A 25493-nucleotide genomic window follows, 5' to 3' on the forward strand; every position below is an offset into this window, starting at 1 on the left:
CAGAAAGAGTTGCCGCATGACTTTGCCCTTCAGCCCCTATCAGGAAATTGTCGATATCGCGATGCGCTTCGCGGCTGGTGACGGCGAGTTTGCGACTGATATCGGCAATCTTCACATCAGCCGTCGGTCCAAGCCCAGCGATCCGCTGCACAGCAGCTACCGGCCCTGTTTTGCCTTTGTACTGCAGGGAGCCAAGAGCCTGCGCCTCGGCACGGAACTTATCAGCTATGGAACTGGTGACTATCTGCTGACCTCGCTCGACCTGCCGGTCGCCTGGCGCGTCACGGAGGCGAGCCCTGAGGTTCCGCATCTCTGCCTGGGACTGGCAATCGACTCGGAAAAGCTGCTGGAGTTGCTCAGCCGCATCGATATTCCGAGCCCGGCCGCCCATACTGACGGGCAGCGCGGGATGGCGGTGAACGTCGCTCCGCCGGAACTCCTGGATGCTGCCATTCGCCTGCTGCGCTTGCTCGATCGTCCAGGCGACATTCCTGCCATGGCGCCGCTGATCGAGCAGGAAATCCTCTACCGGGTGCTGACCGGGCCGGATGGTGCGCGTCTGATCAACATCGCAACTGCAGACAGCCACAGCAACAGGGTCGCGCGCGCCGTCGCATGGCTGAAGGAGAATTTCGCGCGGCCACTGCGCATCGAGGACCTCGCCGACCGCGTCAGCATGAGCGTGTCGTCCTTCCATCATCACTTCAAGTCGGTCACGGCGATGACGCCGGTGCAGTATCAGAAGCAGCTTCGCCTGCACGAGGCGCGCCGTCTGATGCTCGTGGAGCGGCTCGATGCGGGCACGGCCGGTCACCGAGTCGGCTATCAAAGCCCGTCGCAATTCAGCCGCGAATACAGCCGCCTTTACGGCGCCTCGCCGGCCCGCGATATTGACGGCGCCCGCGAGGTCATGGCGGCGGAATAGTCGGCCTTGCGACCGGCAGCCAATCGTTAAAGGATGTTTGACGTTTCGTCGCTAGTCTGGCGCCAAACATCAAGCAGGCACCGACGTTAGCATGGCGCAAGTCCCATTTCTTTCCATCGTCGCGCCTTGTCACAACGAGGAAGAAGGGCTGCGCGAGTTCTGCCGCCGCGCTGCCGCGGCTGCTCAGAGCGTTGCCGGCGATGCCTTCGAGCTCATTCTCGTCGATGACGGCTCGTCCGACCGCACCTGGGAGATCATTTCGGATCTGGCGGCAGATGTGCCGCAGGTGCTCGGTGTTCGTCTTCTGCGCAATCACGGCCACCAGCTGGCAGCGACGGCGGGTCTTTCCGCCTCGCGGGGCGAGCGCGTGCTTTTGATCGATGCCGATCTTCAGGATCCGCCCGAGCTGCTTTTGATGATGATGCCGATCATGGAGCGCGGCGCCGACGTCGTTTACGGCCAGCGCACGCGCCGCCAGGGCGAAAGCTGGTTCAAGCTGGCCTCCGCTTCGCTTTTCTATCGCGCCCTGTCCAAGCTCGCTTCCGTGACCATTCCGCGCGATACCGGTGATTTCCGGCTGATGCGGCGCCGCGTCGTCGATATCCTGCTGGCGATGCCCGAGCGCGATCGCTTCATCCGCGGCATGGTCAGCTGGATCGGCGGCAGGCAGGTGGCTCTCCCCTACGAGCGTGACGCCCGTTTTGCCGGCACGACGAAATATCCTCTGCGAAAGATGATCAATTTCGCTCTCGATGCGATCACCAGCTTTTCGACGACGCCGCTGCGCATCAGCACTTGGCTTGGCATGATGAGCGCCGGCGTCGCGATCGCGTTGCTCGTCTACACCTTCATTCGCTGGCTGCAGGGCGAGACGGTGACCGGCTGGTCGTCGATCATGGCCGCGGTCAGCGTCTTCAGCGCTATCCAGCTGATCTGCATCGGCATCATCGGCGAGTATCTCGGCCGTCTGGTACAGGAGAGCAAGAAGCGGCCGATGTTCATGGTCGAGACGATCGTGCGCGGCAGTGAACACGCAGAATTGTCGATCGCTTTCTCGGAGATGAGCGCCAGCGATAAGCGCGCCGCGCTGGATGCGGCCTTTGCATCCGAAGAGCCGCCGCGCTCGCAAAAGAACAGCCGGATCGGATAATGGACCGGATTGCCGCGCCTGCTGTGGCCGCAGCCGGGCCTGAGGAATCGATCGCCAGGCAGGATTCCACCGTTACGATCGTCGCATTCGTCGGGCTTGCCGCGGCTTTGGTTCTCCTGTTTCCCTTTCCGCCGGTTCTCGATTACGCCAATCATTACGCCCGTATCTGGCTCCTTTCGGGCGGGATCGGCGAGCAGCCGTTTCCTGAGATCTATGCGGTCGATTGGAACCGCACCTTCACCAATGTCGGGATCGACGTTCTGGCCACCTGGCTGGGGCCGCTTGTCGGTGCCGACAGGCTTGCGCGGGCTTTGCTTTTCCTGGCGATCGTGCTGCCGCCGCTCGGCGCGATCGGTCTGCACCGCGCGCTTTTCGGCGGCCGGCACCACTGGCAGACCGCCATGCTGTCGCTTAGCTGGTGCGCCACCATGATCGGCGGCTTCATCAACTTCCAGATCGGCCTCGGCATGGCGTTGTTCTTCGCCTGCGTCGATCTGCTGCTGCAGCGCAGAAATCCCGCCCTGGTTTTTGCCTGGCGGCTGGCCGCCGCGCTGCTGCTGACGGTGATGCATCTCTTCGCGCTTGGCTTCTATATGGCGATCGTCTGCGGCCTCGAATTTTCCTGGCGCATCGATATCGTGCGATCGAAGGCGGGTCTGATGAGGCTCGCCGGCCGGTTGGCGCTGGCGCTCGGCGCCTGCGTCCTGCCGCCGCTCGCGCTCTATCTCCATACGGCGGCTTTGCCCAACGCCGGCGGCAACGGCCTCGGCCTCGCCTGGAACGACGGTATCATCCTGATCGTCCTTAATCTGCTCTCCGCCATCACGACTTATGTCCCGGTGGTGGATGTCGTGCTGGTTCTGCCGCTGATCCTCATCTGCACGCGTGCCGTCGGCGCGGGCGACATCCGCATCCATGCGGGGCTTGCCGTCGCCGCCTGCGGCCTGCTGCTGCTCTCCTGTGTTTCGCCTCGCCACATGCTCGGCACCGGATGGATCAGTTGGCGCTTTCCGATCATGACAGCGCTCGTCGCCATGGCGATGGTGTGCCCCTTCGCCAATCTCACGCGCCGGCAAGCGCTATTGCTGGCGCTCATCATCAATCTCGCAGTCTTCGGCCGCACCGGCTGGATCGGCTGGAACTGGTGGCTGGCACAGAAGGATGTTGCCGCCGTCGAGACTGTGCTTAAAAAGGTGCCGGCCGGTGCAGCCGTGCTGCCTCTGGGACATGAACCCGAGACAGTGAGCGATCTTGCCCACTCCAACCGGCATTTTGCCTGGGGGTTGGATACTTTCCGGCACCTGCCGACGCTTGCCGTGCCCTTCTCGCATGCTTTCGTGCCGACGCTCTTCACTGCAAAAGGCAAGCAGCCGTTATCCGTTCTGCCGCCACGGTCTGAGATCGCGGTTCCCGAGGGCAATCTGCTGTCGATCGGCGTGCTTTCATGCCCGGCAATGATGCAGGAATATAGAAACTTTACGCCTTACATATCGGATTGGCGCAGGCGTTTCGATTTCGTCCTCGTCGCCAATGCCGATATCCCCGACCGCTATGTCGGCACCTTGATGCCGGCGGGCCTGACGCTGGTCGAAGATGCGGGTTTCGCAAAACTTTACGCGATCGATAAGGCGATGCCGGCAGAGCCTCTCTCGATCCCCGCCGGTTGCGCCAGGGCGTAGGTCGGGGCTCTTCGTGGATCGATTGCCTCTGGACGATTGGGTCATGATTGCGGCCGCCATCCGGTTTTCGGGTGAGGCGCTAGTCAGCCGGGGAATTTCAGCGCCTTGTCGGCACGGCATTTGGCGAGCTTTAGCTGACGGAAGGAGAGGATGCGGGTGATGCGATCCTTGCCATCAGTCTCCACATTCATGCAGGCGCAGGCATAGCCGTAATTGCCGTTGGTTCTGACATAGTCATGTTCGGAGATGTCGGAGATCAGCTCCATGCCTTCCACCTCGCCGGCATCGTCGCCCTGGGTCATGATCGTCCAGGTGTTCTCCGCGTCCTCCAGCCACCAGTTGGCGGGCGTCGGATTCTCGATCCAGCCGCAGCGCGTTTCGGCGGCCCTCGCATTGGCTGCGACGACAAGAGCTGCGATCATGACCGCGGCGGCTATCCGGTATCTCATTGCCTTTTCCCCTCGACAGATTTCAATTGTTGATCGCGATGATCGCCCAATGGCTGGCCTCGCACGTGGCGTCCTCGCAGATCGCGCCCATCCAGATGGCGCCGCCGGCCAGCATGACGCCGTCGCTGTTGACGAAAATATCCTCATATTGCTGGCGCCCGACGGTGCGGCGCGTTTCCGGCGTCACGAGATCATCGAAATTGTCGATGAAATCCTCAGCGCTCTCGACGTCGTAGCTCTCACCATTGGCCTTGACCGTCAGCGGGTATTCGGCGAGGCCAGCGATGGTCTCGGCTTCGCCCGAGCGCATCGCCTTGACAAGCTGGCGCAGCGGCCGGTCGAAGCCCGCGGCATCGCCGTGCAGCTCTTCGATGCGGTTATAGACGTCGCTGTCGGACTGCGCGAGAGCGCTTGAGCCGCCAAGGAGGATTGCTCCGAGCAGGAGAAGAGCTGCAGAAAGACGTGACATCGAAGCCTCCGGGCAAATGGCGTAGCGCGACATTATGCGATCGCCGAGGATTCGCGCCTATCCAATTCTGGTCTTTCATCGCGGTTTCACGTATTAAAAAAATCTATCCAGGCTTCTTGACGACCTGATCGGTTTATCGCATAAACCTCACGAACCGTACCGTACGGTACGTATATGGGAGCTATGATCGTGTCCGTCGATACCGCAGAGCCGAGCGAATTTTCGCCGCGCCAGAACGCCGTTCTGGAGCAGGCGCTGCAGCTGCTCGTCGATGGCGGCGAGAAGGCGCTGACGACCTCGGGTGTGGCGCGAGCCGCCAATTGCTCGAAGGAGAGCCTCTACAAGTGGTTCGGCGATCGCGACGGGCTGCTGTCGGCGATGATAGCCTATCAGGCGAGCAAGGTGCGTACCTTCGAGCGCAACGGCGAGCGGCTGACGGCGGCAAGCCTTCACGACCATGTGGTCATTTTTGCGCGTGACCTGCTGGAGGTGCTCGCTGGCGACGTCTCGCTGGCGCTGAACCGGCTGGCGATCGGCCAGTCGAACCGCGACGGCTCGAAACTCGGCAGGCTGCTGCTCGAGCGCGGCCGTCGCCAGATCGACCGGCGCGCCATGGCGCTGATCGATGCCGGCAAAAGGGCAGGGCTCCTGCGTTTTGCCGATGCCGACGAGGCTTATCACACGCTTTACGGCCTTGTTGTCTCCGACCTGCATGTGCGCATGCTGCTCGGCGAACCAGGCCTCAAGGATACCGCACGCCAGGCGGAGAGGGCAGTCACCGCCTTCCTCAGGCTCTATGGCACGGACAAGGTTCTGGCGGAGATGCCGGTTCTCGGCTGATTCCGCTTTAATGACAGTCAACAAGACAAGCAAAGGGAAGGAACTTCAAATGCGCGTCTATTACGATCGTGATGCCGATCTCAACCTCATCAAGGCCAAGAAGGTCGCCGTCATCGGCTATGGTTCGCAGGGCCGTGCCCATGCGCTGAACCTCAAGGACAGCGGCGCCCAGAACGTCGTCATCGCACTCAAGGCCGGTTCGCCGACCGTCAAGAAGGCCGAAGCCGATGGCTTCAAGGTCATGACGGTTGCCGAAGCTGCCGCCTGGGCGGACCTGATGATGATGGCGACCCCGGACGAACTGCAGGCCGACATCTACAAGGCCGACATCGCTGGCAACATCCGCGATGGCGCAGCCATCGCCTTCGCTCACGGCCTCAACGTTCACTTCGGTCTCATCGAGCCGAAGGCTTCAGTTGACGTCGTCATGATCGCACCGAAGGGCCCGGGCCACACGGTTCGCGGCGAATACCAGAAGGGCGGCGGCGTTCCCTGCCTCGTTGCCGTTCACCAGAACGCTTCCGGCAATGCGCTTGAACTCGCTCTCTCCTACGCCTGCGGCGTCGGCGGCGGCCGTTCGGGCATCATCGAAACCAACTTCCGCGAAGAGTGCGAAACCGACCTCTTCGGCGAACAGGTCGTTCTCTGCGGCGGTCTCGTCGAGCTCATCCGCGCCGGTTTCGAAACGCTCACCGAAGCCGGTTACGCGCCTGAGATGGCCTATTTCGAGTGCCTGCACGAAGTGAAGCTGATCGTCGACCTGATTTATGAAGGTGGCATCGCCAACATGAACTACTCGATCTCCAACACGGCCGAGTGGGGCGAATATGTCTCCGGTCCGCGCATCATCACTGCCGAGACCAAGGCCGAGATGAAGCGCGTTCTCAAGGACATCCAGACCGGCAAGTTCACGTCCGATTGGATGCAGGAATACCGCGCCGGCGGCTCGCGCTTCAAGGGCATCCGCCGCCTGAACGACAGCCACCCGATCGAAGAAGTCGGCGCCAAGCTGCGCGGCATGATGCCCTGGATCGGCAAGAACAAGCTGGTCGACAAGTCGGTCAACTAAGCACTTTTTGTGCTGTTATAGTTTAAGGCCGGGGCGAAAGCTCCGGCCTTTACCGTTCTGCGCCGACGGTCAGCCAGCGGGTCGGCTTGCCGTCATAGCCGCCGCCGTCGCTTTCGCCGATGGCGATGTTCCGCCAGCCGCCTTTCGTCAAAAGCTCCGAAAGCCATTCGGTGGAGGGATAGTTGTAATAGCGCCCGAAGCCGTCATGGCCTTCCGCGTCCCCGGCCTTGAAGCTCGCGTGAATGATGCCGCCGGTCCTCAGCGCGCGACGGATGCGGGTGAAAACATCAGGCAATTCCGGCCGTGGGACGTGGAGAAGGCTCGCATGCGCCCAGACGCCGTCGAAGGCGCTTTCGGCATCGAGTTCTTGGAACAGCATGATCTTGACGGGCCTGCCGATCAGCGCTTCGGCCTGTCTTGCAAGTTCGGCGGAGCCGTCGGTCGGCGTCACATCGAAGCTCTGCGACAGCATGTAGGCGCTGTCCTGCCCGCCGCCGCAGCCGAGTTCGAGGATTGCCGCACCCGGCGCAAGCCCGGCGAGGAAGGCATCGAGCTGCTGCTTCGGCAGGCTGCGCGCCCGGTTGGCATATGTCTCGGCATTTTCCTCATAGAAGGCGGAGGTGCAGTCAAGAGGCATGCTGCTCGGCCGATCGTGGGCGTCGGTTGGATTGGAGATGTCGTTCAGGAAGCCGGTCGGCGTCGATGATGTCAATGACGACAATCCCTTCCGATGTCACCCGGTAGAAGGCGACGTGACGCATGTGGAGGAGGCGGCGAAGGCCAGCGCCGAGTTCGTCGCACTCTTCTCCCATGGAGGGAGCATGCGAAAGAAGCACGAAAATCCTGTCCCAGTCGAGAAGATAGGCGTCTGCCTGCGCCTCGCCGAAATTGAGGCTAGCATATTCGTCGATGCCCGATAGCACAGAGTAGGCGGTTTGGGTCAGCCTATAGGTGGTTGTCACGCAGCTTTGCCTTCGTTTCCAACAGGATGTCGGGAATGCGTCGCTCGCTCGGGCCGCTTTCCTCAGCCTGTCTCAGAATGTTGCGCAGTTCCTCGTCGTCAAGCTTATGATGGAGCTGATCCTTCAGAATAAGCTCCGCCAGGAATGCGTCGGCACTGCTGTATCTGCCGCTTGCGACACGGTTTTCGACGTATTCCGCCAGATTATCCGGAAGCGAGATCGTCATTTTCGCCATTGGATTCGGTGCCGCCCGCCCATGTCGGTTTTCAGCCATTTCAGATGCCAGATTACCATTTCCCAGTTTGTGATAGAAGCGTTGTGCCGCGCCGTCGAGGGCTTGGGTCACATGCAGATCAGTCTTTTTTATCGATATAGATGACGCGTTCGAGATCCTTGAAATGGGCGTCGCAGGTCAGGATGTCGGCATCATGGCGCTCCGCGGTCGCGTAAATGATCGCATCTGCGGTGGCGAGTTTGTGGGTTGCCGATATTTCGGCGGCACGGCGGGCAAGCGTCGTGTCGAGCGAAACAACCATGCATGTCGCGGTATAGGCGATGAAGCTGTCGACGGCTTCCTCGTCCTTTTCGCGTGCCAGCCATTTGGAAAGCTCAAGCTGCACGATCGTCGGAACGATGCATTGATCGCGTTCCGGGATTTCAGCCTGCAGCCGCGTTCCAGCAGCACTTTTCGTCAGCCATTCTATCCATGCGGAGCTGTCGATCACGCGCATCAGAAGCGGTCGTTCCGGTCACGGTAGTTTTTGTTGTCTGCGCCTTCGGCGATGCCGCGAAGATCGGCAAGCGTCGGGACCGGCATCAGCAATACGCCTTTGCCTTTGGGTATGAACACGAATTCCTGTCCCGCCGACCAGTGCTGTTGTTCGCGCACTTCCTTGGGAATGGAGATCTGGAATTTTGTAGAGAGGGTTGCGGTTGCCATTCTTACCTTTCCTATATCGATTAGTAGATAGTAAGAATTCACTTGGCATCGGTCAATGGCGAACCGTTTTTGGCGTTGGTGCTATTCCGGTCGCAAAATGGGACGTTGACGATGGTTTTTCCGGCTGACTCGGCAACAAAAAACCGGGCGACGCCCGGTTTCGAAAGAGATCCGCGGATTGCTTAATGGCTGTCGGCTCGAAGAACATCGTATCGTGCAGATCGAAACGAACTCCAGGGCGGAATAGATCGCCAGCCCGGCGGCTTTGCGGGCGAGGCGGAGAGCGGCGCCCACCATGTCGGTGTTGACGCCGCCGTTGGGCTGACGCATCCGGAGTTCAGGCCGGGATAAGGCGCGTCCAGCCGCGCTCATCGTTCGTTACGCCTTTCTGCAGACTGACGAGCTGCTGGCGCAGTTCGCTGGTCAACTTGCCGGTCTGTCCGTCTCCGATCAGAAACTCGCCGCCGGCATGCCGAACTAGGCCGATGCCCGCCAGGACCGCGGCAGTGCCGCAAGCGAAGGCTTCGACGAGCTTGCCGCTGGTTGCGTCCTGCTGCCATTCCGCGAAGGAGTAGGGACGCTGCTCGACGCGCAAGCCCTTTTCTCCAGCGAGCACGATCACCGAGGCCCGGGTGATACCCGGCAGGATCGTACCGCCAAGAGGCGGGGTCACCACCGATCCGTCATTCATGACGAAGAAGACGTTCATGCCGCCGAGTTCTTCGACCCAGCGATGCTCTGCCGCATCCAGGAAGACGACCTGATCGCAATCCTTCTTCGCCGCCTCGGCTTGCGCCACGAGGCTTGCTGCGTAGTTTCCGCCGCATTTTGCAGCACCGGTGCCGCCGGCGGCAGCACGGGTGTATTCGGTCTCTACCCATAGGGAAACCGCCTTCGCTCCGCCTTTGAAATAAGCGCCGACCGGGGAGGCGATGATGCAGAAGACATATTCCTGAGCTGGACGAACGCCCAGGAACGCCTCGTTGGCGAACATGAAGGGGCGAAGGTAGAGGCTGGCGTCGCCGGATGGAATCCAGGCCTTGTCAACGCGGACCAGTTCTTCGACCGCCTTCAGGAAGAGTTCTTCGGGCACAGGAGGCATAGCCATGCGAGTCGCCGACTGCGCGAAGCGGCGGGCGTTCTCTTCGGGCCGAAAGAGCAGAATCCGGCCATCGTCTGCCTTGTAGGCTTTCATGCCTTCGAAAATTTCCTGAGCATAGTGTAACACGGCGCTTGCAGGATCGAGCTCCAGAGGACGCCTCGGCGTAACCTTCGCATCGTGCCAGCCCTTGTCGGCAGTCCATCGTGCCAGGACCATATGATCCGTGAAGACCTTACCGAAGCCGGGCGTCTCCAGTGCCTGGATGCGGTCGGCGTCGGAGACGGGAGACTTGTGCAATTCGATTTTGATTTCAGGAGAGGTCGTCGTCGCGGTCATTGCTGGCACCTTGATAGTACATTGAATAGTGGCGGCGACACTACTGCCGCCGGGCTGGTCTTGGAAAGGCCTGAATCAGGCGGTTTCGGCATCGATCAGGGGAATAATCGCTTTCTTGTCACAGGGACAAGAAAATAGGTCAGTATTGTTGACATAAATTCTCCGGCATGGTCTGCTAGGGGAATAGAAAAATACGAGGAAACCCCATGCTGAACTGGGACACCATGTTTGCGTCGCGCTCGTCGCGCATGCGCGCATCCGAGATCCGCGAGCTCTTGAAGCTTCTCGATCGGCCCGACATCATCTCCTTCGCCGGCGGCATTCCGGATCCGGCGCTGTTTCCCGATCAGGAGTTCAAGCAGGCCTATGCCGATATCTTCGACGGCGCCGCCGTCAACTCGGCGCTGCAATATTCGGTCAGCGAGGGCTACAAGCCGCTGCGCGAATGGCTGGTCGGGCAGATGGCGGCTCTCGGCATCCCCTGCGAACTCGATAACGTTTTCATCGTGTCCGGTTCGCAGCAGGGTCTCGATTATCTCGGCAAGCTCTTCCTGTCGCCTGATGACACCGCGCTCGTGACGTGGCCGACCTATCTCGGCGCGCTGCAGGCCTTCAATGCCTATGAACCGGCCTACGATCAGCTGACGCCGAACGGCAACCGGACGCCCGAGTCCTACCGCGCGGCCGCTTCCGCTGCCGGCGGCAAGGTGAAGTTCGCCTATCTCTCCACCGACTTCTCCAATCCGACCGGCGAAACCGTCGATCTTGACGGCCGCAAGAAGGTCCTAGCGCTGGCGGAAGATCTCGACATCGCCGTCATCGAGGATGCGGCCTACCAGTCGCTGCGCTACGACGGCGATCCGATCCCGCCGATCCTGGCGCTCGAAATCGCCGAGAAGGGTCATATCAACGATACGCGCACGATCTATTGCGGCAGCTTCTCGAAGACGCTGGCGCCCGGCCTTCGGGTCGGCTTCATCGTCGCCAATGCGCCCGTCATCCGCAAGCTGGTGCTGATGAAGCAGGCGGCCGACCTGCATTCTTCGACGATCAACCAGATGGCGATATCAGATGTCGCCGAGCGCGGCTTCGACGCGCAGGTCGCCAAGATCAAGGCCGCCTACAGCCGACGCCGCGACTGCATGCTGGCCGCTCTTGAGAAATACATGCCTGAAGGCACCAGCTGGACGAAGCCGGAAGGCGGCATGTTCATCTGGATCACGCTGCCTGAGGGCATGGACGGCGCCAAGCTGCTGGCGAAATCGCTCGAAACCGCCAAGGTCGCCTTCGTGCCCGGCAAGGCGTTCTTCGCCGATGGTTCCGGCGCCAACACCTTCCGCGTCAGCTTCTCCTGCGCCAACGAGCAGATGATCGAGGACGGCATCGGCCGCTTGAGCGCGCTGATCTCGGCCGAAATCGGCAGCTGATTCCAGCCGCCCGGCTGACGGAGCAAGGGCAGGGCGCCGATCAGAAGATCGTCGTCCAGCCCACGTTCGCCGTCTCGCTCTTGCCGTAGCCGACCCGATCAGCAACGGCGCCGTCGGCATTGCGCAGAATGATGTCGCCGCCCCGGTTGGCAAGCTGCGGGCCGCCGGCTGCCGCATCGAGCGCTATGGTGCGCAGCTCGCCTGCGCTCAGCGATCCCGACAGTGTCTGGGTCCTGCTGTTTTCGTCCTCCAGCTTCCAGCCTTCGAGCGATGCCTCCATGTCGGAGCGGTTGATGATCGTCACCGTTTCGGCCTCGGTGCCGCCTTCGCCGTTGACCGGGTTGATCAGCGCGGCGACGATGCGTAGCGACGAGGCGACGATCGGCTGCGGCCGGCGTGTGCCTTCGCCGCGGCCCTGGCCTCCACGGCTGTCGGAAACCGGATGGCCGGTCGCCGCATCGGTGTTCCAGTTCTGCGACTGAAAGCAGAGGAAGATCGCCGCCCATTCGTCGGTATCATTGAAATGGACGAGCAGCGCTCCGTCCTGGTTCGGCCCGTTGGTGGCCTTGAAGCTGCCGCCGTCGCCCTGGTTCATGTGGATGTCGTGGATGCCGTTGCCCGGCTCGAAACGGAAATACTGGTCCGGCTTGTTGTTTTCAGGCCCCCAGGCCTCGCCGACGGCATAGAAATGCACGTCGGAATCGGCAATGCCTTCCTGGACGATCGGCTCGATGAAATCGCGCAGGTCGTTCTTCGGGCCGGATAGCTGGAAGGGCGCGACATTCATGTCCTCGCGCTCGATCAGTCCGCTGCGGACATAGTCGATCGCAAGCTCCGGACGGTCCTTGCGGATATCGGTCAGGCCCATCGGCAGGGCTTCGAGCGCCTCCGTCAGCGCCGGGTGCTTGAAATCGACGATATTGGCGTAGAGCAGGTCGTGCGGCGATTCCTTGGAGCGGACGTTGAGCGCGATGCGGTAGCTGACACCGTTCGCCTCGATGCGGATTTCGATATGGGGATCGTTGTCGTCGTCGAGGGCGAGTGCGCTCGCCGTACCCTTCAGGACCTTGTAATTCTTCAGCACGGAGAACCTCGCGGGGGTGGCGGGATCTGACGGTAACACGGCGAAAGTGCATCTTTTGTGACGGCTAAAGTATGGCGCGATCTTTCAGATTTGCCTGCCACACTTTAGGTCTTTGATTTGAGCATGTCGTGGTCGCAAAACCGCTGCACACTTTTGCGCGACATGCTTTGTCTTCCGCCGTGCAATGCTGCTCCGCTATCGCCTATTGCTGCAGATGCGGACCGAAAAGCTCGAGATCGGCTTCACCAAGCCTGTCGCTAACCGTGTTCAACTGGTGCCAATAGGGGTAGATCACCGGTGGCAGGCTGACCGCGTCGAGGCGCTTGCGCTCCTCATCCGTGAGTTTCAGCTCGGCGGCGGCGATGTTGTCGCGGAACTGGGCTTCGGTGCGGCCGCCGATGATGACCGAGGTCACCGCCTTGCGGCCGATCAGCCAGGCGAGCGCCACCTGTGCGGCCGAGACGCCGCGTTCCTCACCGATCGCGACCAGCGTCTCGACGATATTCCAGAGGCGGTTCTCATCGCGAATCGGCGGTTCGGTCCAGCCGGCGAACTGGCGCGTACCTTCGGGCGCTGCCTGGTTGCGGCGATGCTTGCCGGAGAGCAGACCGCCGGCGAGCGGGCTCCAGACCAGCACGCCGAGGCCCTGGTCGATCGAGATCGGCAGCAGTTCATATTCGGCGTCGCGGGCTTCCAGCGTATAGTGGATCTGCTGGCTGACGAAGCGCTGATACCTGTGCTCGTTGGCGATGCCGAGCGCCTTCATGATGTGCCAGCCGGAATAGTTCGAGCAGCCGACATAACGCACCTTGCCCTGCCTGATCAGGGTGTCGAGGGCTTCCATCGTCTCTTCCAGCGGCGTCTGGCCGTCCCATTCATGCACCTGGTAAAGGTCGATCACATCGGTCTTCAGGCGCTTGAGGCTCGCCTCGCATTCGCGGATCAGGTGGTAGCGCGACAGACCCTGGTCGTTCGGTCCGTCGCCCATGCTGAAGCGGGCCTTGGTGGCGAGCAACACGCCTTGCGGCCGCTTGCCGGAGAGCACATTGCCGATGATGTTTTCGCATTCACCGTCGGAATAGGCGTTGGCGGTGTCGATCAGATTGATGCCGGCATCGATGCACATATCGATCATCTTTTTCGCCTCGGAGACGCCGAGGTCGCCGACGGTCTTCGCCCAGCCGACACCGCCGAAGGTCATCGTGCCCATGGTCAAAGTCGAAATCTTCAGGCCGGAACGGCCTAGCAAACGATATTCCATTGAAATTCCTCCCTTTAAACAAGACTGACGTACCTCAACGCTCGGAGATGGCAATGGCTGCGCGTTCACGGCTGCGTGAGGCTTAGGCGAGATTCTGAGCGTCGGCATCTTCCGGCCATGCGGCGGCTATGGCCGATCACGAGCCGAGCGGCAGATCGTACAATATGTCATCGGCTTGTCGACGGAAATTGTCTTGGCGCAGCGTCGACGTGGTGGAGGCCACGTCAGCTCTCCTGCTTGTCCTTCTTGTGAATATTGTCGCGAAGCGAAGCGATTGTGTCCCGAATCTTGCTGACAGCCTCGGCGTCGAGACCGACAGCCTTGCCGATGCAGTCGAACACATGGGAGGCACGGCTCTTGAGCGCCTGTCCCTTCTCCGTCAGGCGCAAGAGCACCTGGCGCTCATCGGCGGGATTTCGGTTGCGGGTGACGAGATCGACATTTTCCAGCCGCTTCAGCAGCGGAGTGAGGGTGCTGGAGTCGAGAAAAAGCGTCTCGCCGAGATCCTTCACCGTGCGGTCGTCGCGCGCCCACAAGGCGGTCATGACAAGAAATTGCGGATAGGTGAGTTCCAGCTCGTCGAGCAGGGGACGGTAAAGCTGGTTAAAGGCGTGGCTTGCCGAATAGATCGAAAAGCAAAGCATTTCATCGATCTTGGGCACGTCAGCGAGATCATTTGATCTGGTGTCTTTCATCACGCTCTCCTTTGATCTCAATATAATTTGTGCGCGATCTGTTTGCAAGCTATTGACTCGGCAGACGAGGGAGCCTAATTAGATCGTGTACAAAGAAATCGCTGACAAATTATATACCAAACACGGAAACCGCAGAGGTTTGCTGCGTCAATAGATTCGCAAGCAGGTGAATTCCCTTGTGGCTCCCCATTCGGCTTCTTTGAAACTCAACCGACGAAAGGAAATGACCAATGTTCAAGTTTGCTGCTGCCGTCGCCCTGGCGGGCGCTCTTCTTTCCGGTGCTGCCGTTGCTCAGCCGGCCAAGCCGACCGTTGTCCTCGTCCATGGCGCCTTTGCCGATTCATCCAGCTGGAACGGCGTCGTCGAAATCCTGCGCAAGGATGGCTTTTCTGTCGTGGCAGCCGCCAATCCGCTGCGCAGCGTTTCTAACGACGCTGCCTATGTCTCCGACGTGGTTGGCAGCATCGCCGGCCCTGTGGTCCTTGTCGGTCACTCCTATGGCGGCCAGGTCATTTCGACCGCGGCCAACGGCCACGACAACGTCAGGTCGCTGGTCTATGTCGCGGCCTTCGCGCCGGATGCCGGAGAATCGGTCGCAGATCTCGCCGGCAAGTTTCCGGGCGGTACGCTGAGCGGAGCGCTTGCGGCCCCGGTAAAGCTCAGCGCCGGCGGTGTCGATCTCTATATCGACCAGGCCAAGTTCCATGATCAGTTCGCCAGCGACGTGCCGGCCGAACAGGCGGCCCTGATGGCGGCTGCCCAGCGTCCGGTCACCGAGGCTGCCCTGACCGAAAAATCCGGCGAGCCCGCCTGGAAGAAGCTGCCGTCGTGGTTTGTCTACGGCACCGGCGACAAGAACATCCCGGCCGCAGCCCTTGGCTTCATGGCCGAGCGGGCAGGCTCCAAGCGGACCGTGGTGGTCGATGGCGCCTCCCACGTCGTGATGGTGTCGCATCCCGAGAAGGTGGCTGAACTGATCGAAGAAGCTGCAAAGTAGTATTCGATCCGAGGGGCCACGGCGTGTGAGCGCCGTGGCCGGCTGCCGCGGAGGTTTTGTCCGCGGGCCATGACCGGCTCTGCCTGCGCGACGTATCGGCGGGAGCGGGACCCGCTGATCAGGCATTTGCTTCAGTTGATCCTCAGTGAACTGACCGAAGCGAGGGTGGTGAGGTCACGACCAGTCGGTGGCAAAGTAGTCGTGCAGGGCTTGGACCAGCCGCCGCGCCCTGTCACATCTCTGTCAACGACCCCTAATAAGGGAGGGCTATCGAAATCGAGGATCCTTCCCATGAAAACGATCGTTTCTGCCGCAGCCCTTGTCGCCGCGAGCCTCTTTGCCATTCCGGCCTCGGCCGCAAACCTGGTTCTCTATACCAGCCAGCCGAACGAGGACGCACAGGCGACGGTCGATGGTTTCATGGCCGCCAATCCCGATATCAAGGTCGACTGGGTACGCGACGGCACGCCGAAGATCATGGCGAAGCTTCAGGCCGAGATCCAGGCCGGCAACCCGGTCGCCGACATTCTCCTCATCGCCGACGTGGTGACGCTGGAGCGCCTCAAGGAAGACGGCAAGCTGCTCGCCTACAAGTCGCCGGAGGCTGCTCAGTACGACGCCGCCCTTTATGACGCCGACGGCTATTACTACTCGACCAAGCTGATCACCACCGGCATCATGTACAATACCTCGGCAGCGATGAAGCCTGCGAGCTGGAAGGACCTGACCAAGCCGGAAGCCAAAGGCCTCGTCACCATGCCGAGCCCGCTTGCCTCGGGTGCGGCCCTCATCCACGCCCAGACGCTTGCCGCCGTTCCTGGACTCGGTTGGGACTTTTACAAGTCGCTCGCGGAAAATGGCGCGATCGCTGCCGGCGGCAACGGCGCCGTGCTGAAGTCGGTCGCCTCGGGCGAAAAGGCCTATGGCATGGTCGTCGATTACCTGCCGATCCGCGAGAAGGCCAAGGGCGCTCCCGTCGAATTTGTTTTCCCGAGCGAAGGCGTTTCGGCCGTCACCGAGCCGGTCGGCATCCTCGCCAGCACGAAGAACGCCGATGCCGCCAAGAAGTTCGTCGATTACCTGCTCTCCGAAAAGGGCCAGGAAGGCTTCCTGAAGCTCGGCTACATCCCGGCCCGCAACGGCATGAAGCTGCCGGAAGGCTTTCCGGCGCGCGACACCATCAAGGTCCTGCCGATCAAGGCGGCCGAAGCATTGAAGAATACCGACCGGGATCTCAAGACCTTCTCGGGCATCTACGGCTCGAACTGATCCTTTCATGCACGGATACATCAAAACCGGAAACAGCCAGCCCGCTTGGCTGTTTCCTTTTGTCGTCATCATCGTCCTGATCCTCAGCGTGCTGCCGCTCGCCCGCCTCGCCATGGTCGGAATGGCGGCCTTCGCCGATGGCGGCGTGATGACGGTTTTGAGCGAGACGTCGCTCTGGTCGGCGACCTATTACACGATCGTCACCGCCCTTCTCGGCACGATCATCTCTCTCGTCATCGGTTGCCTCTTTGCCTTCCTGCTGACGCTGACCGATATCCGCGCCAAGGGGCTGCTCAGCTTCTTCTTCGTGCTGCCGATGATGATCCCGCCGCAGGTGACGGCGCTTGCCTGGGTGCAGATGTCCGGCCCCTCCAGCCCGTTGCTGAAGGCGTTGCATCTCGCCCCGCCGCTCGGTTCGCCGCAGCCGCTCTATTCGGTGGGCGGCATTGCGCTGCTCTATGGCGTGCAGCATGCTCCGCTGGTCTACCTGGCGCTTCGGGCCGGGCTGATGACGCTGCCCCGCGACGGCGTCGAAGCCGCACGGCTTTCCGGCGCCTCCAGCCTGCGGGTGTTCCGCGACATCATCCTGCCTTTGTCGCTGCCCGGCATCACTGCAGGAGCGGCGATCTCCTTCGTCTCCTGCACCGGCAATTTCGGCATTCCCGCCATTCTCGGCATTCCGGCCTCGATCTTCACGCTGCCGACGTTGATCTTCACCAAGTTCTCCGCTTTCACCAGCCGCACCTTCGGTGATGTCGCCGTGCTCTCGGCGATCATCGCCATCATCTCGGTCGTCGGGCTGGTGATCCAGGACCGGGCGTTGCGCGGCCGCGACTACCGCGTCATCGGGTTATCCGGGGCGAGTGCGGCCTTCGAACTCGGCGCCTGGCGGCTAGTCTTCACACCGCTCGTCTGGGCGATCCTGTTCTTCATGCTGGCAGCACCCTTCTTCGCGCTGGTCGCCGGCGCGCTGGTGCCGGCCTATGGCGTGCCGCTCACCTTCAAGACCATGTCGCTGCATGCCTTTGAGGAGATCCTGTTCAGGCAGGCTGTGACGCGCACCGCCTTCATTAATTCGCTGTCGCTTGCCGGCGCGACCGCGCTTGGTCTCCTCGTGGTGACAGTGCTTGCGGCTTACACGCTGACGCGGCGCAAGGACGCGTTGTCACGCATCGTCTCCAGCCTGATCGAGATACCCTATTCGCTGCCCGGCATCGTCATGGCGGTCTGCTTCATCCTGGTGTTCGCAGCACCGATTCCGATCCTGCACGTCTCGCTCTACGGCACGATCTGGATCATCCTGATCGCCTATTTCTCCTCGTTCTTCGCCGTCAGCCTGAAACCCGTGGTCAGCGCCTTCCACCAGCTCGATCCGGCGCTGGAAGAGGCCGCACGGCTTTCCGGCGCCGGCTTCTTCCGCCGGCTTACCGATATCATCCTGCCGCTGATTGCGCCGGCCGCCGGCGCCTCCGTTATTCTTGTCTTTCTGATTGCCTGCAACGAGCTGACGATCTCGGCGCTGCTCTGGTCTGCCGGCACCCAGACACTCGGCGTTGCCATCTACAATCTCGATGATAGCGGCAGCTCGGACCTTGCTTCGGCGCTCTCGGTGCTCGTCGTCCTCATGGTCGTCGTGCTGATGCTGCTGCTCGAGCTTCTGGCGAAACGACTGCCGAAAGGAGTGATCCCATGGCGAGGCTGATCCTCAACCAGCTCGGCAAGGATTTCGGTACAGGCCGGGCCGCCGTCAGTGGCTTTTCGCTCGATGTGCGCGAGGGCGGCTTCCTGGCGTTGCTCGGGCCTTCCGGTTGCGGCAAGACGACAGTGCTGCGGATGATCGCCGGTTTCGAGACGCCGAGCGACGGCTCGATCTATCTCGGCGAGAGATTGCTTGCCGATGCCGCGCAGTCGCTGCCGCCGGAAAAGCGCAACATGGCGATGGTCTTTCAGTCCTACGCGCTGTGGCCGCATATGAGTGTTGCCGACAATGTCGGCTATCCTCTCAAAGTGCGCGGCATTTCAGGCGACGCCTACCGGGCGAAGGTGCGCGACGCGCTCGGCACCGTCCGGCTCGCCGACTACGCCGAACGGCGGCCTGCCGACCTCTCCGGCGGCCAGCGCCAGCGCGTGGCGCTTGCCCGCTGCCTGGTGACATCGCCTGACGTGGTGCTGCTCGACGAGCCGCTTGCCAATCTCGACCGGCACCTGAAACAGGAAATGGAGGAGACTTTTCGCGAGTTCCACCAGCGCTCGGGCGCGACGATGATCTATGTCACCCACGACCAGAGCGAGGCGATGGCGCTCGCGACCGACGTCGCTGTCATGTCGGAAGGGCGGCTGCTGCAGGTGGCGCCGCCGGCGGAGATCTACGCGCGGCCGGAAGGGCGCATCGTCGGCGGGCTGATCGGGCGGGGCACGATCGTGACGCTGCCGCGTACCGCTGGTGACAACAGGGCCTTCGACTGGCAGGCGCTGGAGCCGATGTTTGCCGGTGCCGCCGTTAGTACTGCCGACGGCGACCGGATGGATGTCCTCGTTCGGCCGGAGGATGTCATCGTATCTTGCGAAAATATTGCCGCCGGCGCGAGGATCGCGGCGACGGTCGAGTCCGTTCTCTTCGAGGGCGAGCGTTATGCGCTGAAGCTGATCCTCGCCGACAGTCAGGTGCTGCGGGCCTATTCCCGCTTTCCCGTCCGGACGGGTGACAGCCTCAGGCTATCGGTGCGCGCGGCTTGGCGGCTTTGAGACACCGCGCCTCGTCAGTGTCATTCGCTCTCCGAACACTGCCAGCGGATGACGCGGCAGTTGCCGGTTTGCTTTCTGCAGCTGCGGATCGCCTGGCGCTGGGCCTCGCGGCCATCATTACCCCAGCCGGAGCCCCAGCCGCTGCGATGGCCGACGGCCACCGCGCCGCAGCCGTTCCGGAACCAGATGGCGATGCGACAATCGTTGGCGCTGCTATCGCAAATGCGCCGGGCGACGGTTTCGGCGTCGCCGCGATTGTCATAAGCATAGGACCAGCCGATGGCGTGGGTCGAAGGCGAGTAGGCAATGGCGCCGTAAGTGTCAGCAAGGGCCGCGCCGGCGAGAGACGTCAGAACCGCAAACGATGCAAGAACCCGCTTCATGAAATGCCCCCGCGCCGGAACGACGATTGTCCTCTACGGAGAACTATCCGAGGCTTGCGGCGGAATGTCTGCGGCCCAAGTCACAGGCAATCGCCTCTGGGGCTCCAGGAGGAGTGATTATCCGCATATTTCTTTGCCCTGCCATCTTTTCCCGCGGCTATTGCCGGATAAGGTACTGCCCGCAACCGGATCCTTCCCATGTCGCTTCGCCTCGCCACCTTCAATGTCGAAAATCTTCTCACCCGTTTCGATTTCACCGGCTTCCGAAACCAGCTGCGCCAGGACCGCGTCATCAAGCTTTTCCAAGTGTCGAGCGAGGGTGTCTACCAGCAGCTCGAGCAGGCGCGGGTGATCGCTGCGACCGACGACACGCGGCAGATGTCGGCCCTTGCGATCGCCGACGCTGACGCCGATATCCTCTGCCTGCAGGAAATCGACAACATGGCTGCCCTTCAGGCCTTCGAATACGGCTATCTCTTCCGGATGGTCGGAAACGGCTACCGCCAGAAATACCTGGTCGAGGGCAATGACAGCCGCGGCATTGATGTTGCCGTGCTGATGCGCGAGGAAACGCGCGACGGCCAGAAGATCGAGCTGAGGGACATTCGTAGCCATGCGATGACGACCTATCGCGATCTCGATCTCTTCAATGAGGAGTTGGTGCTCACCAACCGCATCGACGACAAGATCTTCAAGCGCGACTGCCTGGAGCTTGACCTTCTGATCGGCGGCCGGCCATTTTCGCTCTACGTCGTGCATTTCAAGTCGATGGGCAATCCGCGCGACGGGCTGGACGGGCGGCAGTCGACCATGCCGATCCGCCGCGCCGAGGCGCGCGCCGTGCGCCGCATCATCGAGGATCGCTTCGGTGCGGAGCAAGCCGGCACGAAGAGCTTCGCCATCTGCGGAGACATGAACGATTATCAGGAGCGTGTCGATGTCATCGGCCGCCGGGGCACCGGTTATCGCTTCGAACATCAGAACGAGACCGAAAGCGCGCTCGACGTTTTCAGTAGCGACGGCTTTGCCGAAAATGTCGTGCGCCGCCGCGAACCCCTCGACCGCTGGACGCTCTATCACGCGCGCGGGCCGCAGGAGCAGTGGCTTTGCCAGCTCGACTATCTCTGGCTTTCGCCAGCACTTGCCGCCCATAATGCCGGCCGCCTGCCCGAAATCATCCGCAGCGGCCAGCCCTACCGCACCATCTTCCCGCCGGGGCAGGAGGTGGAGCGTTATCCGCGCACCGGCTGGGACAGGCCGAAGGCGTCCGATCACTGCCCCGTCGTCATGACACTGGATCTCCCATGAGAGCGAACATGAAAACCAATTTGAACATGAATTTTCCGAACAGCGATTTTTCCGATGACTTCGCCGGCTGGCCGCCTGAGGCCACCGTCTTCCCGATCGCCGGCGTCGATCTGCGCGTCCTGCCCGGCACCCATCCCTTCGTCCTTGCCGAGGAAGCGGCGATCCGCGAGAACTGGGCCAAGGAAACGGCCGCCAACCCGGCGCTCTTCGATGGGCGCCTGGTGTTCCAGCAGCAGATATCGCTCGGCGAAGACGGGATTTCGGGCGAGGGTTACGTCACTCCCTTTTCCGCTTTCATGTGGTGGCGCCGCCAGCCGCAGCGCCAGGGCGGCTTGCACATCTTCGCCTATCCGGTGCTCGAAAGCGCTGATGGGGCGTTGGTGGCGATCCGCATGGGCGCCCATACCGCCAATCCCGGCCAGGTCTATTTCGCTGCCGGTTCGCTGGAGGCGGAGGATATCGTCGACGGGCGCTGCGACATCGAGGCGAACATGCGCCGCGAGGTCCATGAGGAGACCGGATTGGATCTGGCCGACGCGGTGGCGGGGCAGGGGCTCTACGCCAGTTATTCCAGGCGCACGGTAACGCTCATTCGGCTCTTCCGCTTCGACATGACGGCGGACGAGATGGTGAAGCGGATCGAGGCCCATATGCTGGTCGCCGAGGACAAGGAGATCGCCGGCGCAGTGGCGATCCGCTCGGCCGATGCCTCGGCCTATCCCTATAATGTCGCCATGCTGCCGGTGATTGAGTGGTATTTCGGCAAAGGTGGTGTGTGAGGGATAGAGGTCAAGATACCATGGGGTGAGGTCTCTCGAACGCACCGTGTCCGGATTCCTGAGCGCCGGCGTGCCGTGGGACACCCCCTCTGCCCTACCGGGCATCTCCCCCACAGGTGGGGAGATCGGCTGGGCGCAGAGGTTTCCCCAAACAACTAAAGTATTGTGATTGTCGCTGCCTTCAGAGAGGGAGCAATGGTCAAGCCTCTTGCCAATCTCCACCCTTGTGGGGGAGATGCCCGGCAGGGCAGAGGGGGGTGCCACACGGCGTGCCCTCTCTATTCCTGTGACAGCCGCGCGTTCGCACACGCTCCAACGCCGCTCTCCCGAAAAACAAAATCGATTTTCATTAACGATCACGCATAAATCCGAGACTACCGGCGTCTCCTGCCGGGGATGGGTTGGTCTTAGCGGACTTAGCGCCTTGCACTCGCTCGCGTGGTCGGGCAGGTTGGCGGCGCGATGACGATTCAAGGAGGCCGATGTGGCGCGAAGCTACAGCGTCTATGACGTGTTCACCGATCGAAAGCTTGCGGGCAATCCGCTGGCGGTGATCTTCGACGGAGACGATCTCAGCGACGAGGCGATGCAGGCGATCACCCGGGAGATCAATCTCTCCGAGACGGTCTTCGTGCAGCCTTCGACCAATCCCGCCTATGCGGCACGGCTCAGGATATTCACGCCGGGGCGCGAACTGCCCTTTGCCGGCCACCCGACGGTCGGCACGGCGGTGGCGCTGGCCGAACGGGCGCATGGTGCTGCGACGCGCGATCTTGTCTCGGTGCTCGAGGAAAATGTCGGGCCGGTGCGCTGCGCGGTGCGGCTGAGAGAGGGTGAGGCGAGCTTTGCCGAATTCGACCTGCCGCGCAAATCGCAGCCGGCCATCATGCCGCTCGACAAGCTCGGCATCGCCGATGCGCTATCGCTGAAGGTGACCGAGATCGGCTTCGAAAATCATGTCCCGTCGGTCTGGAGCGCCGGCGTTCCCTTCCTGCTCATTCCGGTGCATGATGTCGGAGCCACGCAGCGGGTGGAATTCGATCCGCAACTCTGGGAAAAGATCGTGCCCTTCGTCGATGGCGCGCTTGCCTCGGCCTATGTCTATTGCCGCGGCGGCGTCAACCACGTGGCGAAGTTCCATGCGCGCATGTTCGCAAGCGGCATGGGTATCGTCGAAGATCCGGCCACCGGCTCGGCGGCGGCCGCACTCTCCGGCGCGATCCACCATTTCGACCGGCTGACAGACGGGCATCACCCGATCATGATAGAGCAGGGCGTCGAGATGGGCCGCCCATCCTTTATCCACCTGCATATCGATGTCGACGGCGGGGCGATCTCCAACGCGCGGATCGGCGGCCAGGCAGTGCGGCTGGCCAGCGGCACGCTCGACCTTTGATTTCACCAGACCGCCGCGCGTCCGACAGGACGCGCTATCACTTTGAATCGGCGCATAATCCTTCGCGAAAATCGATTCCGATTTTCGGGGTTATGTGCTGCATTTCAGCCATGCCGAAAAATCTTCGCGATTAACCAAAGAAATTTCGCCTATGCGCTGGACAAGCCTGCCGATCCTGTTTATACGCCCCGTCACACCGCGCAGCCAAGCGCGAACGGGTGATTAGCTCAGTTGGTAGAGCAGCTGACTCTTAATCAGCGGGTCGTAGGTTCGAGCCCTACATCACCCACCAAATTTCTTGAAAAGATTGATATATTCGAACTCAGGCCGGATTTTCCGGCCTGCCGGAAACTGTTCTCGAAGCGAGAGGCATGGTTGGCGCCGTGCGCAGGACTGGCCGCGTCGGTCGTGCGCCCTATCTCTCTTTCGCGTATCGGGAGGGGTCTATGAGAAGCGTTATTTTTGCCGTCGCATTGTCTCTGCCATTGCCTGCCTTTGCCGCAGGCGTCATGAACGTCAAAGCGAGCGAGCATAGCTGCAGCGAGCTTACGCAGATCATCCGCCAGAACAAAAAGGTCTTTGTCCGCGTCGGTTTCGGCGGCCGCAGTTTTCGTTATCCACCCGCCCAATGCAGCATGGGCGATAAGCGCAGCACCACCAGTTTGCGCGATGCAGGTGGAAAACAGTGCATCCTTGATTATTCCTGCGTCTTCGACCCTGCGTCGCCCTATAATTTTCCCTAGCGCATCGCGCTTTTCGAAAATTGTTCTTTGTGTGTCCCTCAATCGCTGCCGCTCAGTTTCATGCCGGCGAGCCAGAGAGCTGCGACGATGAAAAACGACAGGGCCGCCATCATCGCTATGGGCGGTGCGTATTCCTGGAAGGAATGCGAGGCGTTTAGTCTAAGGACGTAAATAGTCGCAACCGCAATCTTTGTGACGATCAACAGGGCCAAGGTCGCGTTTTTGGCGTAACGCCTGGTTTTCGGCCAATCGAAGCTTCCGGCGGGCGACACATCGACCTTCCGTGCTGGAACGGCCTTTGTCCGCTCCGTCTCTGGCAATGCAAGGTGTCTGCGTCCAAACGTCGGTTTCATGGCCGGCAGCGTAGACCGAACATCTTAATGGATCGGGATGTAGCAATGCCCTCGCAGAAGCAGTAGCGAGGGATTGCCCGTCCACCTGGGCCTTGCTGCCTTCAAAGAGCTCGTGCCTTGGCTGATTTCTCAAGGGTGCCGGGAGGTAAAAAGGCAAGGCCATGCTCGGTATATAATTCCGGCGGTTCTCGCACTGGCGGCATGCGGTGCGATGCCCTACCTTCGCTCTCTCACATTCAGGAGTTTCCATGAAAAGCGTTGTTCTGGCCGTCGCACTGTTGTTTCCGTCCGTCGCTCTTGCCGTCGAGGCGGTGGAGGTCAATGCCAGGGATCACAGTTGCGAAGAGCTTGCGCAGATCATCCGCAAGGACAAGGCGGTTTTCGTGCGCATGGGCTTTGGCGGCCGCAGCTTCCGTTATCCGCCGGCCAGGTGCAATCTCGGCGACAAGTACGACACCGCAAGAGTAAGGGATGCCAATGGCAAGCTCTGCCTCCTCGACTACGAGTGCGTGTACGATCCGCAGTCCTTCTATAACAGGATTCCCAAATAATATCCCGATCCAGGCGTTGCCAGTAGCCTGTTCGGCATGGATGACGAGGTCAAGAAAAAAGGCCGGGCGAAACTCGCACCGACCTTCCTCGATCCGTCTCGATGACGGCTGCCAGTACATCCGTGGTCAGCCGTCAGAGACAGATTTAGTATCCCTTAAATAGGGTTTACTTAAAAAGCTTCAAGAGCTCGCAGCAGAGAGGAAGCCGGCACTGGGCCGGCTTCGTCTGGCCAAACAGCGGTTACTGCTGGGCAGGGGCAGCCGGCGGAGTGGCCGGTGCTGGTGCCGGTGCAGGCGTTGCGCTGTTGTCAGTCGGAGCGATCGGCTTGGCCGGCGCCGGCTCTGATTGGGTTGTGGAAGCTGTCGTGTCCGGAGATGTGCCGGGGGTGCTCCACTGCGAATAGGCGAATGCAGCGACAGCGATCACGGCCAATGCAGCGACCCAGACAACCCAGGTATTACTGCTGCGCGCGCTCGGCGTGGTGCGCAGATCCAGATTTGGGTTCAGCGGGCGATTCGGGTCGTTGGCATTATTGGGGTCGTACGTCATGGTACTTTCTCCTCTTTCGGTGACAGAAGA

29 protein-coding genes and 1 tRNA gene are annotated in these 25493 nt (G+C 61.4%); 16 read left to right on the forward strand and 14 right to left on the reverse strand.

The window, feature by feature from the left end; translation table 11 throughout:
• The first annotated feature begins 16 nt into the window (after nt 1–16).
• From HX898_RS01495 to HX898_RS01505, 3 genes are all read left to right on the forward strand, one after another.
• On the forward strand, nt 17–925 hold the full coding sequence (locus HX898_RS01495; protein ID WP_138330589.1) for an AraC family transcriptional regulator: 909 nt from the start codon (nt 17–19) through the stop codon (nt 923–925).
• 91 nt (nt 926–1016) lie between these two features.
• Complete coding sequence (locus HX898_RS01500; RefSeq protein WP_180193792.1) at nt 1017–2075, forward strand: glycosyltransferase family 2 protein; 1059 nt, start codon at nt 1017–1019, stop codon at nt 2073–2075.
• On the forward strand, nt 2075–3754 hold the full coding sequence (locus tag HX898_RS01505; RefSeq protein WP_180193793.1) for a hypothetical protein: 1680 nt from the start codon (nt 2075–2077) through the stop codon (nt 3752–3754). Before HX898_RS01500 ends, HX898_RS01505 begins: the two co-directional genes overlap by 1 nt.
• 83 nt (nt 3755–3837) lie before the next feature.
• Here HX898_RS01505 and HX898_RS01510 read toward each other — a convergent pair whose 3' ends face one another.
• Both HX898_RS01510 and HX898_RS01515 read right to left on the reverse strand, forming a co-directional pair.
• Nucleotides 3838–4203 (reverse strand): DUF4087 domain-containing protein, encoded by a 366-nt coding sequence (locus HX898_RS01510; RefSeq protein ID WP_180193794.1) that lies wholly within the window; start codon nt 4201–4203, stop codon nt 3838–3840.
• 22 nt (nt 4204–4225) lie between these two features.
• Complete coding sequence (locus HX898_RS01515) at nt 4226–4705, reverse strand: hypothetical protein (RefSeq protein ID WP_180193795.1); 480 nt, start codon at nt 4703–4705, stop codon at nt 4226–4228.
• A 141-nt stretch (nt 4706–4846) separates the two neighbouring features.
• On the opposite strand from HX898_RS01515, the gene HX898_RS01520 reads away from it, so the two are divergent.
• Both HX898_RS01520 and ilvC read left to right on the forward strand, forming a co-directional pair.
• A complete protein-coding gene (locus HX898_RS01520) occupies nt 4847–5512 on the forward strand; it encodes a TetR/AcrR family transcriptional regulator C-terminal domain-containing protein (RefSeq protein ID WP_180193796.1) in 666 nt (221 codons plus the stop codon).
• 49 nt (nt 5513–5561) lie between these two features.
• Nucleotides 5562–6581 carry a ketol-acid reductoisomerase gene (gene ilvC, locus HX898_RS01525; protein ID WP_003560822.1) on the forward strand — a complete coding sequence of 340 codons (1020 nt, stop codon included), beginning with the start codon at nt 5562–5564 and terminating at the stop codon, nt 6579–6581.
• Between the two features lie 49 nt (nt 6582–6630).
• Here ilvC and HX898_RS01530 read toward each other — a convergent pair whose 3' ends face one another.
• From HX898_RS01530 to HX898_RS01555, 6 genes are all read right to left on the reverse strand, one after another.
• Nucleotides 6631–7218, reverse strand: a complete 588-nt coding sequence (locus tag HX898_RS01530; RefSeq protein ID WP_180193797.1) for a class I SAM-dependent methyltransferase — start codon at nt 7216–7218, stop codon at nt 6631–6633.
• Complete coding sequence (locus tag HX898_RS01535) at nt 7208–7543, reverse strand: type II toxin-antitoxin system RelE/ParE family toxin (RefSeq protein WP_138330595.1); 336 nt, start codon at nt 7541–7543, stop codon at nt 7208–7210. The genes HX898_RS01530 and HX898_RS01535 overlap by 11 nt, the downstream gene beginning before the upstream one ends.
• Entirely contained in the window at nt 7527–7778 is a 252-nt protein-coding gene (locus HX898_RS01540; protein ID WP_180194342.1) for a type II toxin-antitoxin system ParD family antitoxin, read from the reverse strand. The genes HX898_RS01535 and HX898_RS01540 overlap by 17 nt, the downstream gene beginning before the upstream one ends.
• A gap of 118 nt (nt 7779–7896) precedes the next feature.
• The gene (locus tag HX898_RS01545; protein ID WP_138330596.1) at nt 7897–8274 is read right to left on the reverse strand and encodes a type II toxin-antitoxin system VapC family toxin; all 378 of its coding nucleotides are present in this window, start codon (nt 8272–8274) and stop codon (nt 7897–7899) included.
• Nucleotides 8274–8483 (reverse strand): AbrB/MazE/SpoVT family DNA-binding domain-containing protein, encoded by a 210-nt coding sequence (locus HX898_RS01550; RefSeq protein ID WP_003541204.1) that lies wholly within the window; start codon nt 8481–8483, stop codon nt 8274–8276. Before HX898_RS01550 ends, HX898_RS01545 begins: the two co-directional genes overlap by 1 nt.
• Before the next feature lie 337 nt (nt 8484–8820).
• Nucleotides 8821–9921: a branched-chain amino acid aminotransferase gene (locus tag HX898_RS01555; protein WP_138330597.1), complete on the reverse strand. Its 1101-nt coding sequence runs from the start codon at nt 9919–9921 to the stop codon at nt 8821–8823.
• Between the two features lie 206 nt (nt 9922–10127).
• Here HX898_RS01555 and HX898_RS01560 point away from each other — a divergent pair, with 206 nt between their 5' ends.
• The gene (locus HX898_RS01560) at nt 10128–11348 is read left to right on the forward strand and encodes a PLP-dependent aminotransferase family protein (RefSeq protein WP_180193798.1); all 1221 of its coding nucleotides are present in this window, start codon (nt 10128–10130) and stop codon (nt 11346–11348) included.
• Nucleotides 11349–11388: 40 nt separating this feature from the next.
• On the opposite strand, the gene HX898_RS01565 is transcribed toward HX898_RS01560, so the two are convergent.
• The 3 genes from HX898_RS01565 to HX898_RS01575 all read right to left on the reverse strand — a co-directional run bounded on the left by HX898_RS01565 (nt 11389) and on the right by HX898_RS01575 (nt 14388).
• On the reverse strand, nt 11389–12432 hold the full coding sequence (locus HX898_RS01565) for a DUF2278 family protein (protein ID WP_180193799.1): 1044 nt from the start codon (nt 12430–12432) through the stop codon (nt 11389–11391).
• Between the two features lie 202 nt (nt 12433–12634).
• On the reverse strand, nt 12635–13693 hold the full coding sequence (locus HX898_RS01570) for an aldo/keto reductase (RefSeq protein ID WP_180193800.1): 1059 nt from the start codon (nt 13691–13693) through the stop codon (nt 12635–12637).
• A gap of 224 nt (nt 13694–13917) precedes the next feature.
• Nucleotides 13918–14388 (reverse strand): MarR family transcriptional regulator, encoded by a 471-nt coding sequence (locus tag HX898_RS01575; RefSeq protein ID WP_180193801.1) that lies wholly within the window; start codon nt 14386–14388, stop codon nt 13918–13920.
• A gap of 230 nt (nt 14389–14618) precedes the next feature.
• Between HX898_RS01575 and HX898_RS01580 the strand changes: the two genes are divergently transcribed.
• From HX898_RS01580 to HX898_RS01595, 4 genes are all read left to right on the forward strand, one after another.
• The gene (locus HX898_RS01580; RefSeq protein ID WP_011652698.1) at nt 14619–15386 is read left to right on the forward strand and encodes an alpha/beta hydrolase; all 768 of its coding nucleotides are present in this window, start codon (nt 14619–14621) and stop codon (nt 15384–15386) included.
• Between the two features lie 291 nt (nt 15387–15677).
• Nucleotides 15678–16655, forward strand: coding sequence for an ABC transporter substrate-binding protein (locus tag HX898_RS01585; protein WP_180193802.1), 978 nt, complete (start codon nt 15678–15680; stop codon nt 16653–16655).
• Between the two features lie 7 nt (nt 16656–16662).
• Nucleotides 16663–18357, forward strand: a complete 1695-nt coding sequence (locus HX898_RS01590) for an iron ABC transporter permease (protein ID WP_180193803.1) — start codon at nt 16663–16665, stop codon at nt 18355–18357.
• Nucleotides 18345–19400: an ABC transporter ATP-binding protein gene (locus HX898_RS01595; RefSeq protein WP_180193804.1), complete on the forward strand. Its 1056-nt coding sequence runs from the start codon at nt 18345–18347 to the stop codon at nt 19398–19400. Before HX898_RS01590 ends, HX898_RS01595 begins: the two co-directional genes overlap by 13 nt.
• 20 nt (nt 19401–19420) lie before the next feature.
• On the opposite strand, the gene HX898_RS01600 is transcribed toward HX898_RS01595, so the two are convergent.
• Nucleotides 19421–19783, reverse strand: coding sequence for a DUF4189 domain-containing protein (locus HX898_RS01600; RefSeq protein WP_171598382.1), 363 nt, complete (start codon nt 19781–19783; stop codon nt 19421–19423).
• A 198-nt stretch (nt 19784–19981) separates the two neighbouring features.
• On the opposite strand from HX898_RS01600, the gene HX898_RS01605 reads away from it, so the two are divergent.
• The 5 genes from HX898_RS01605 to HX898_RS01625 all read left to right on the forward strand — a co-directional run bounded on the left by HX898_RS01605 (nt 19982) and on the right by HX898_RS01625 (nt 24009).
• Complete coding sequence (locus HX898_RS01605) at nt 19982–21091, forward strand: endonuclease/exonuclease/phosphatase family protein (RefSeq protein WP_180193805.1); 1110 nt, start codon at nt 19982–19984, stop codon at nt 21089–21091.
• An 8-nt stretch (nt 21092–21099) separates the two neighbouring features.
• A complete protein-coding gene (locus HX898_RS01610; protein ID WP_180193806.1) occupies nt 21100–21870 on the forward strand; it encodes an NUDIX hydrolase in 771 nt (256 codons plus the stop codon).
• A 484-nt stretch (nt 21871–22354) separates the two neighbouring features.
• The gene (locus tag HX898_RS01615) at nt 22355–23266 is read left to right on the forward strand and encodes a PhzF family phenazine biosynthesis protein (protein WP_129420025.1); all 912 of its coding nucleotides are present in this window, start codon (nt 22355–22357) and stop codon (nt 23264–23266) included.
• Between the two features lie 216 nt (nt 23267–23482).
• Nucleotides 23483–23558 (forward strand) — tRNA-Lys (locus HX898_RS01620).
• Nucleotides 23559–23712: 154 nt separating this feature from the next.
• Complete coding sequence (locus tag HX898_RS01625) at nt 23713–24009, forward strand: hypothetical protein (RefSeq protein ID WP_168312913.1); 297 nt, start codon at nt 23713–23715, stop codon at nt 24007–24009.
• A 38-nt stretch (nt 24010–24047) separates the two neighbouring features.
• Here HX898_RS01625 and HX898_RS01630 read toward each other — a convergent pair whose 3' ends face one another.
• Nucleotides 24048–24362 (reverse strand): hypothetical protein, encoded by a 315-nt coding sequence (locus HX898_RS01630; RefSeq protein ID WP_246697874.1) that lies wholly within the window; start codon nt 24360–24362, stop codon nt 24048–24050.
• 248 nt (nt 24363–24610) lie between these two features.
• On the opposite strand from HX898_RS01630, the gene HX898_RS01635 reads away from it, so the two are divergent.
• Nucleotides 24611–24913 (forward strand): hypothetical protein, encoded by a 303-nt coding sequence (locus HX898_RS01635; RefSeq protein WP_028740913.1) that lies wholly within the window; start codon nt 24611–24613, stop codon nt 24911–24913.
• A 241-nt stretch (nt 24914–25154) separates the two neighbouring features.
• On the opposite strand, the gene HX898_RS01640 is transcribed toward HX898_RS01635, so the two are convergent.
• A complete protein-coding gene (locus tag HX898_RS01640) occupies nt 25155–25463 on the reverse strand; it encodes a hypothetical protein (RefSeq protein WP_003541169.1) in 309 nt (102 codons plus the stop codon).
• Between the last annotated feature and the right edge of the window lie 30 nt (nt 25464–25493).

Source organism: Rhizobium sp. WYCCWR 11128 (genome assembly GCF_013416305.1).
Classification (GTDB): domain Bacteria; phylum Pseudomonadota; class Alphaproteobacteria; order Rhizobiales; family Rhizobiaceae; genus Rhizobium; species Rhizobium indicum.

Bases quoted from the DNA above. Each gene is read 5' to 3' on its own strand.
- HX898_RS01585 (WP_180193802.1), top strand. From the start codon at position 15,678: ATGAAAACGATCGTTTCTGCCGCAGCCCTTGTCGCCGCGAGCCTCTTT.
- HX898_RS01500 (WP_180193792.1), top strand. From the start codon at position 1,017: ATGGCGCAAGTCCCATTTCTTTCCATCGTCGCGCCTTGTCACAACGAG.
- HX898_RS01495 (WP_138330589.1), top strand. From the start codon at position 17: ATGACTTTGCCCTTCAGCCCCTATCAGGAAATTGTCGATATCGCGATG.
- HX898_RS01555 (WP_138330597.1), bottom strand. From the start codon at position 9,921: ATGACCGCGACGACGACCTCTCCTGAAATCAAAATCGAATTGCACAAG.
- HX898_RS01520 (WP_180193796.1), top strand. From the start codon at position 4,847: ATGGGAGCTATGATCGTGTCCGTCGATACCGCAGAGCCGAGCGAATTT.
- HX898_RS01515 (WP_180193795.1), bottom strand. From the start codon at position 4,705: ATGTCGCGCTACGCCATTTGCCCGGAGGCTTCGATGTCACGTCTTTCT.
- HX898_RS01580 (WP_011652698.1), top strand. From the start codon at position 14,619: ATGTTCAAGTTTGCTGCTGCCGTCGCCCTGGCGGGCGCTCTTCTTTCC.
- HX898_RS01550 (WP_003541204.1), bottom strand. From the start codon at position 8,483: ATGGCAACCGCAACCCTCTCTACAAAATTCCAGATCTCCATTCCCAAG.
- HX898_RS01605 (WP_180193805.1), top strand. From the start codon at position 19,982: ATGTCGCTTCGCCTCGCCACCTTCAATGTCGAAAATCTTCTCACCCGT.
- ilvC (WP_003560822.1), top strand. From the start codon at position 5,562: ATGCGCGTCTATTACGATCGTGATGCCGATCTCAACCTCATCAAGGCC.
- HX898_RS01610 (WP_180193806.1), top strand. From the start codon at position 21,100: ATGAAAACCAATTTGAACATGAATTTTCCGAACAGCGATTTTTCCGAT.
- HX898_RS01570 (WP_180193800.1), bottom strand. From the start codon at position 13,693: ATGGAATATCGTTTGCTAGGCCGTTCCGGCCTGAAGATTTCGACTTTG.
- HX898_RS01530 (WP_180193797.1), bottom strand. From the start codon at position 7,218: ATGCCTCTTGACTGCACCTCCGCCTTCTATGAGGAAAATGCCGAGACA.
- HX898_RS01540 (WP_180194342.1), bottom strand. From the start codon at position 7,778: ATGGCGAAAATGACGATCTCGCTTCCGGATAATCTGGCGGAATACGTC.
- HX898_RS01560 (WP_180193798.1), top strand. From the start codon at position 10,128: ATGCTGAACTGGGACACCATGTTTGCGTCGCGCTCGTCGCGCATGCGC.
- HX898_RS01600 (WP_171598382.1), bottom strand. From the start codon at position 19,783: ATGAAGCGGGTTCTTGCATCGTTTGCGGTTCTGACGTCTCTCGCCGGC.
- HX898_RS01545 (WP_138330596.1), bottom strand. From the start codon at position 8,274: ATGCGCGTGATCGACAGCTCCGCATGGATAGAATGGCTGACGAAAAGT.
- HX898_RS01590 (WP_180193803.1), top strand. From the start codon at position 16,663: ATGCACGGATACATCAAAACCGGAAACAGCCAGCCCGCTTGGCTGTTT.
- HX898_RS01505 (WP_180193793.1), top strand. From the start codon at position 2,075: ATGGACCGGATTGCCGCGCCTGCTGTGGCCGCAGCCGGGCCTGAGGAA.
- HX898_RS01635 (WP_028740913.1), top strand. From the start codon at position 24,611: ATGAAAAGCGTTGTTCTGGCCGTCGCACTGTTGTTTCCGTCCGTCGCT.
- HX898_RS01630 (WP_246697874.1), bottom strand. From the start codon at position 24,362: ATGAAACCGACGTTTGGACGCAGACACCTTGCATTGCCAGAGACGGAG.
- HX898_RS01575 (WP_180193801.1), bottom strand. From the start codon at position 14,388: ATGAAAGACACCAGATCAAATGATCTCGCTGACGTGCCCAAGATCGAT.
- HX898_RS01595 (WP_180193804.1), top strand. From the start codon at position 18,345: ATGGCGAGGCTGATCCTCAACCAGCTCGGCAAGGATTTCGGTACAGGC.
- HX898_RS01640 (WP_003541169.1), bottom strand. From the start codon at position 25,463: ATGACGTACGACCCCAATAATGCCAACGACCCGAATCGCCCGCTGAAC.
- HX898_RS01625 (WP_168312913.1), top strand. From the start codon at position 23,713: ATGAGAAGCGTTATTTTTGCCGTCGCATTGTCTCTGCCATTGCCTGCC.
- HX898_RS01510 (WP_180193794.1), bottom strand. From the start codon at position 4,203: ATGAGATACCGGATAGCCGCCGCGGTCATGATCGCAGCTCTTGTCGTC.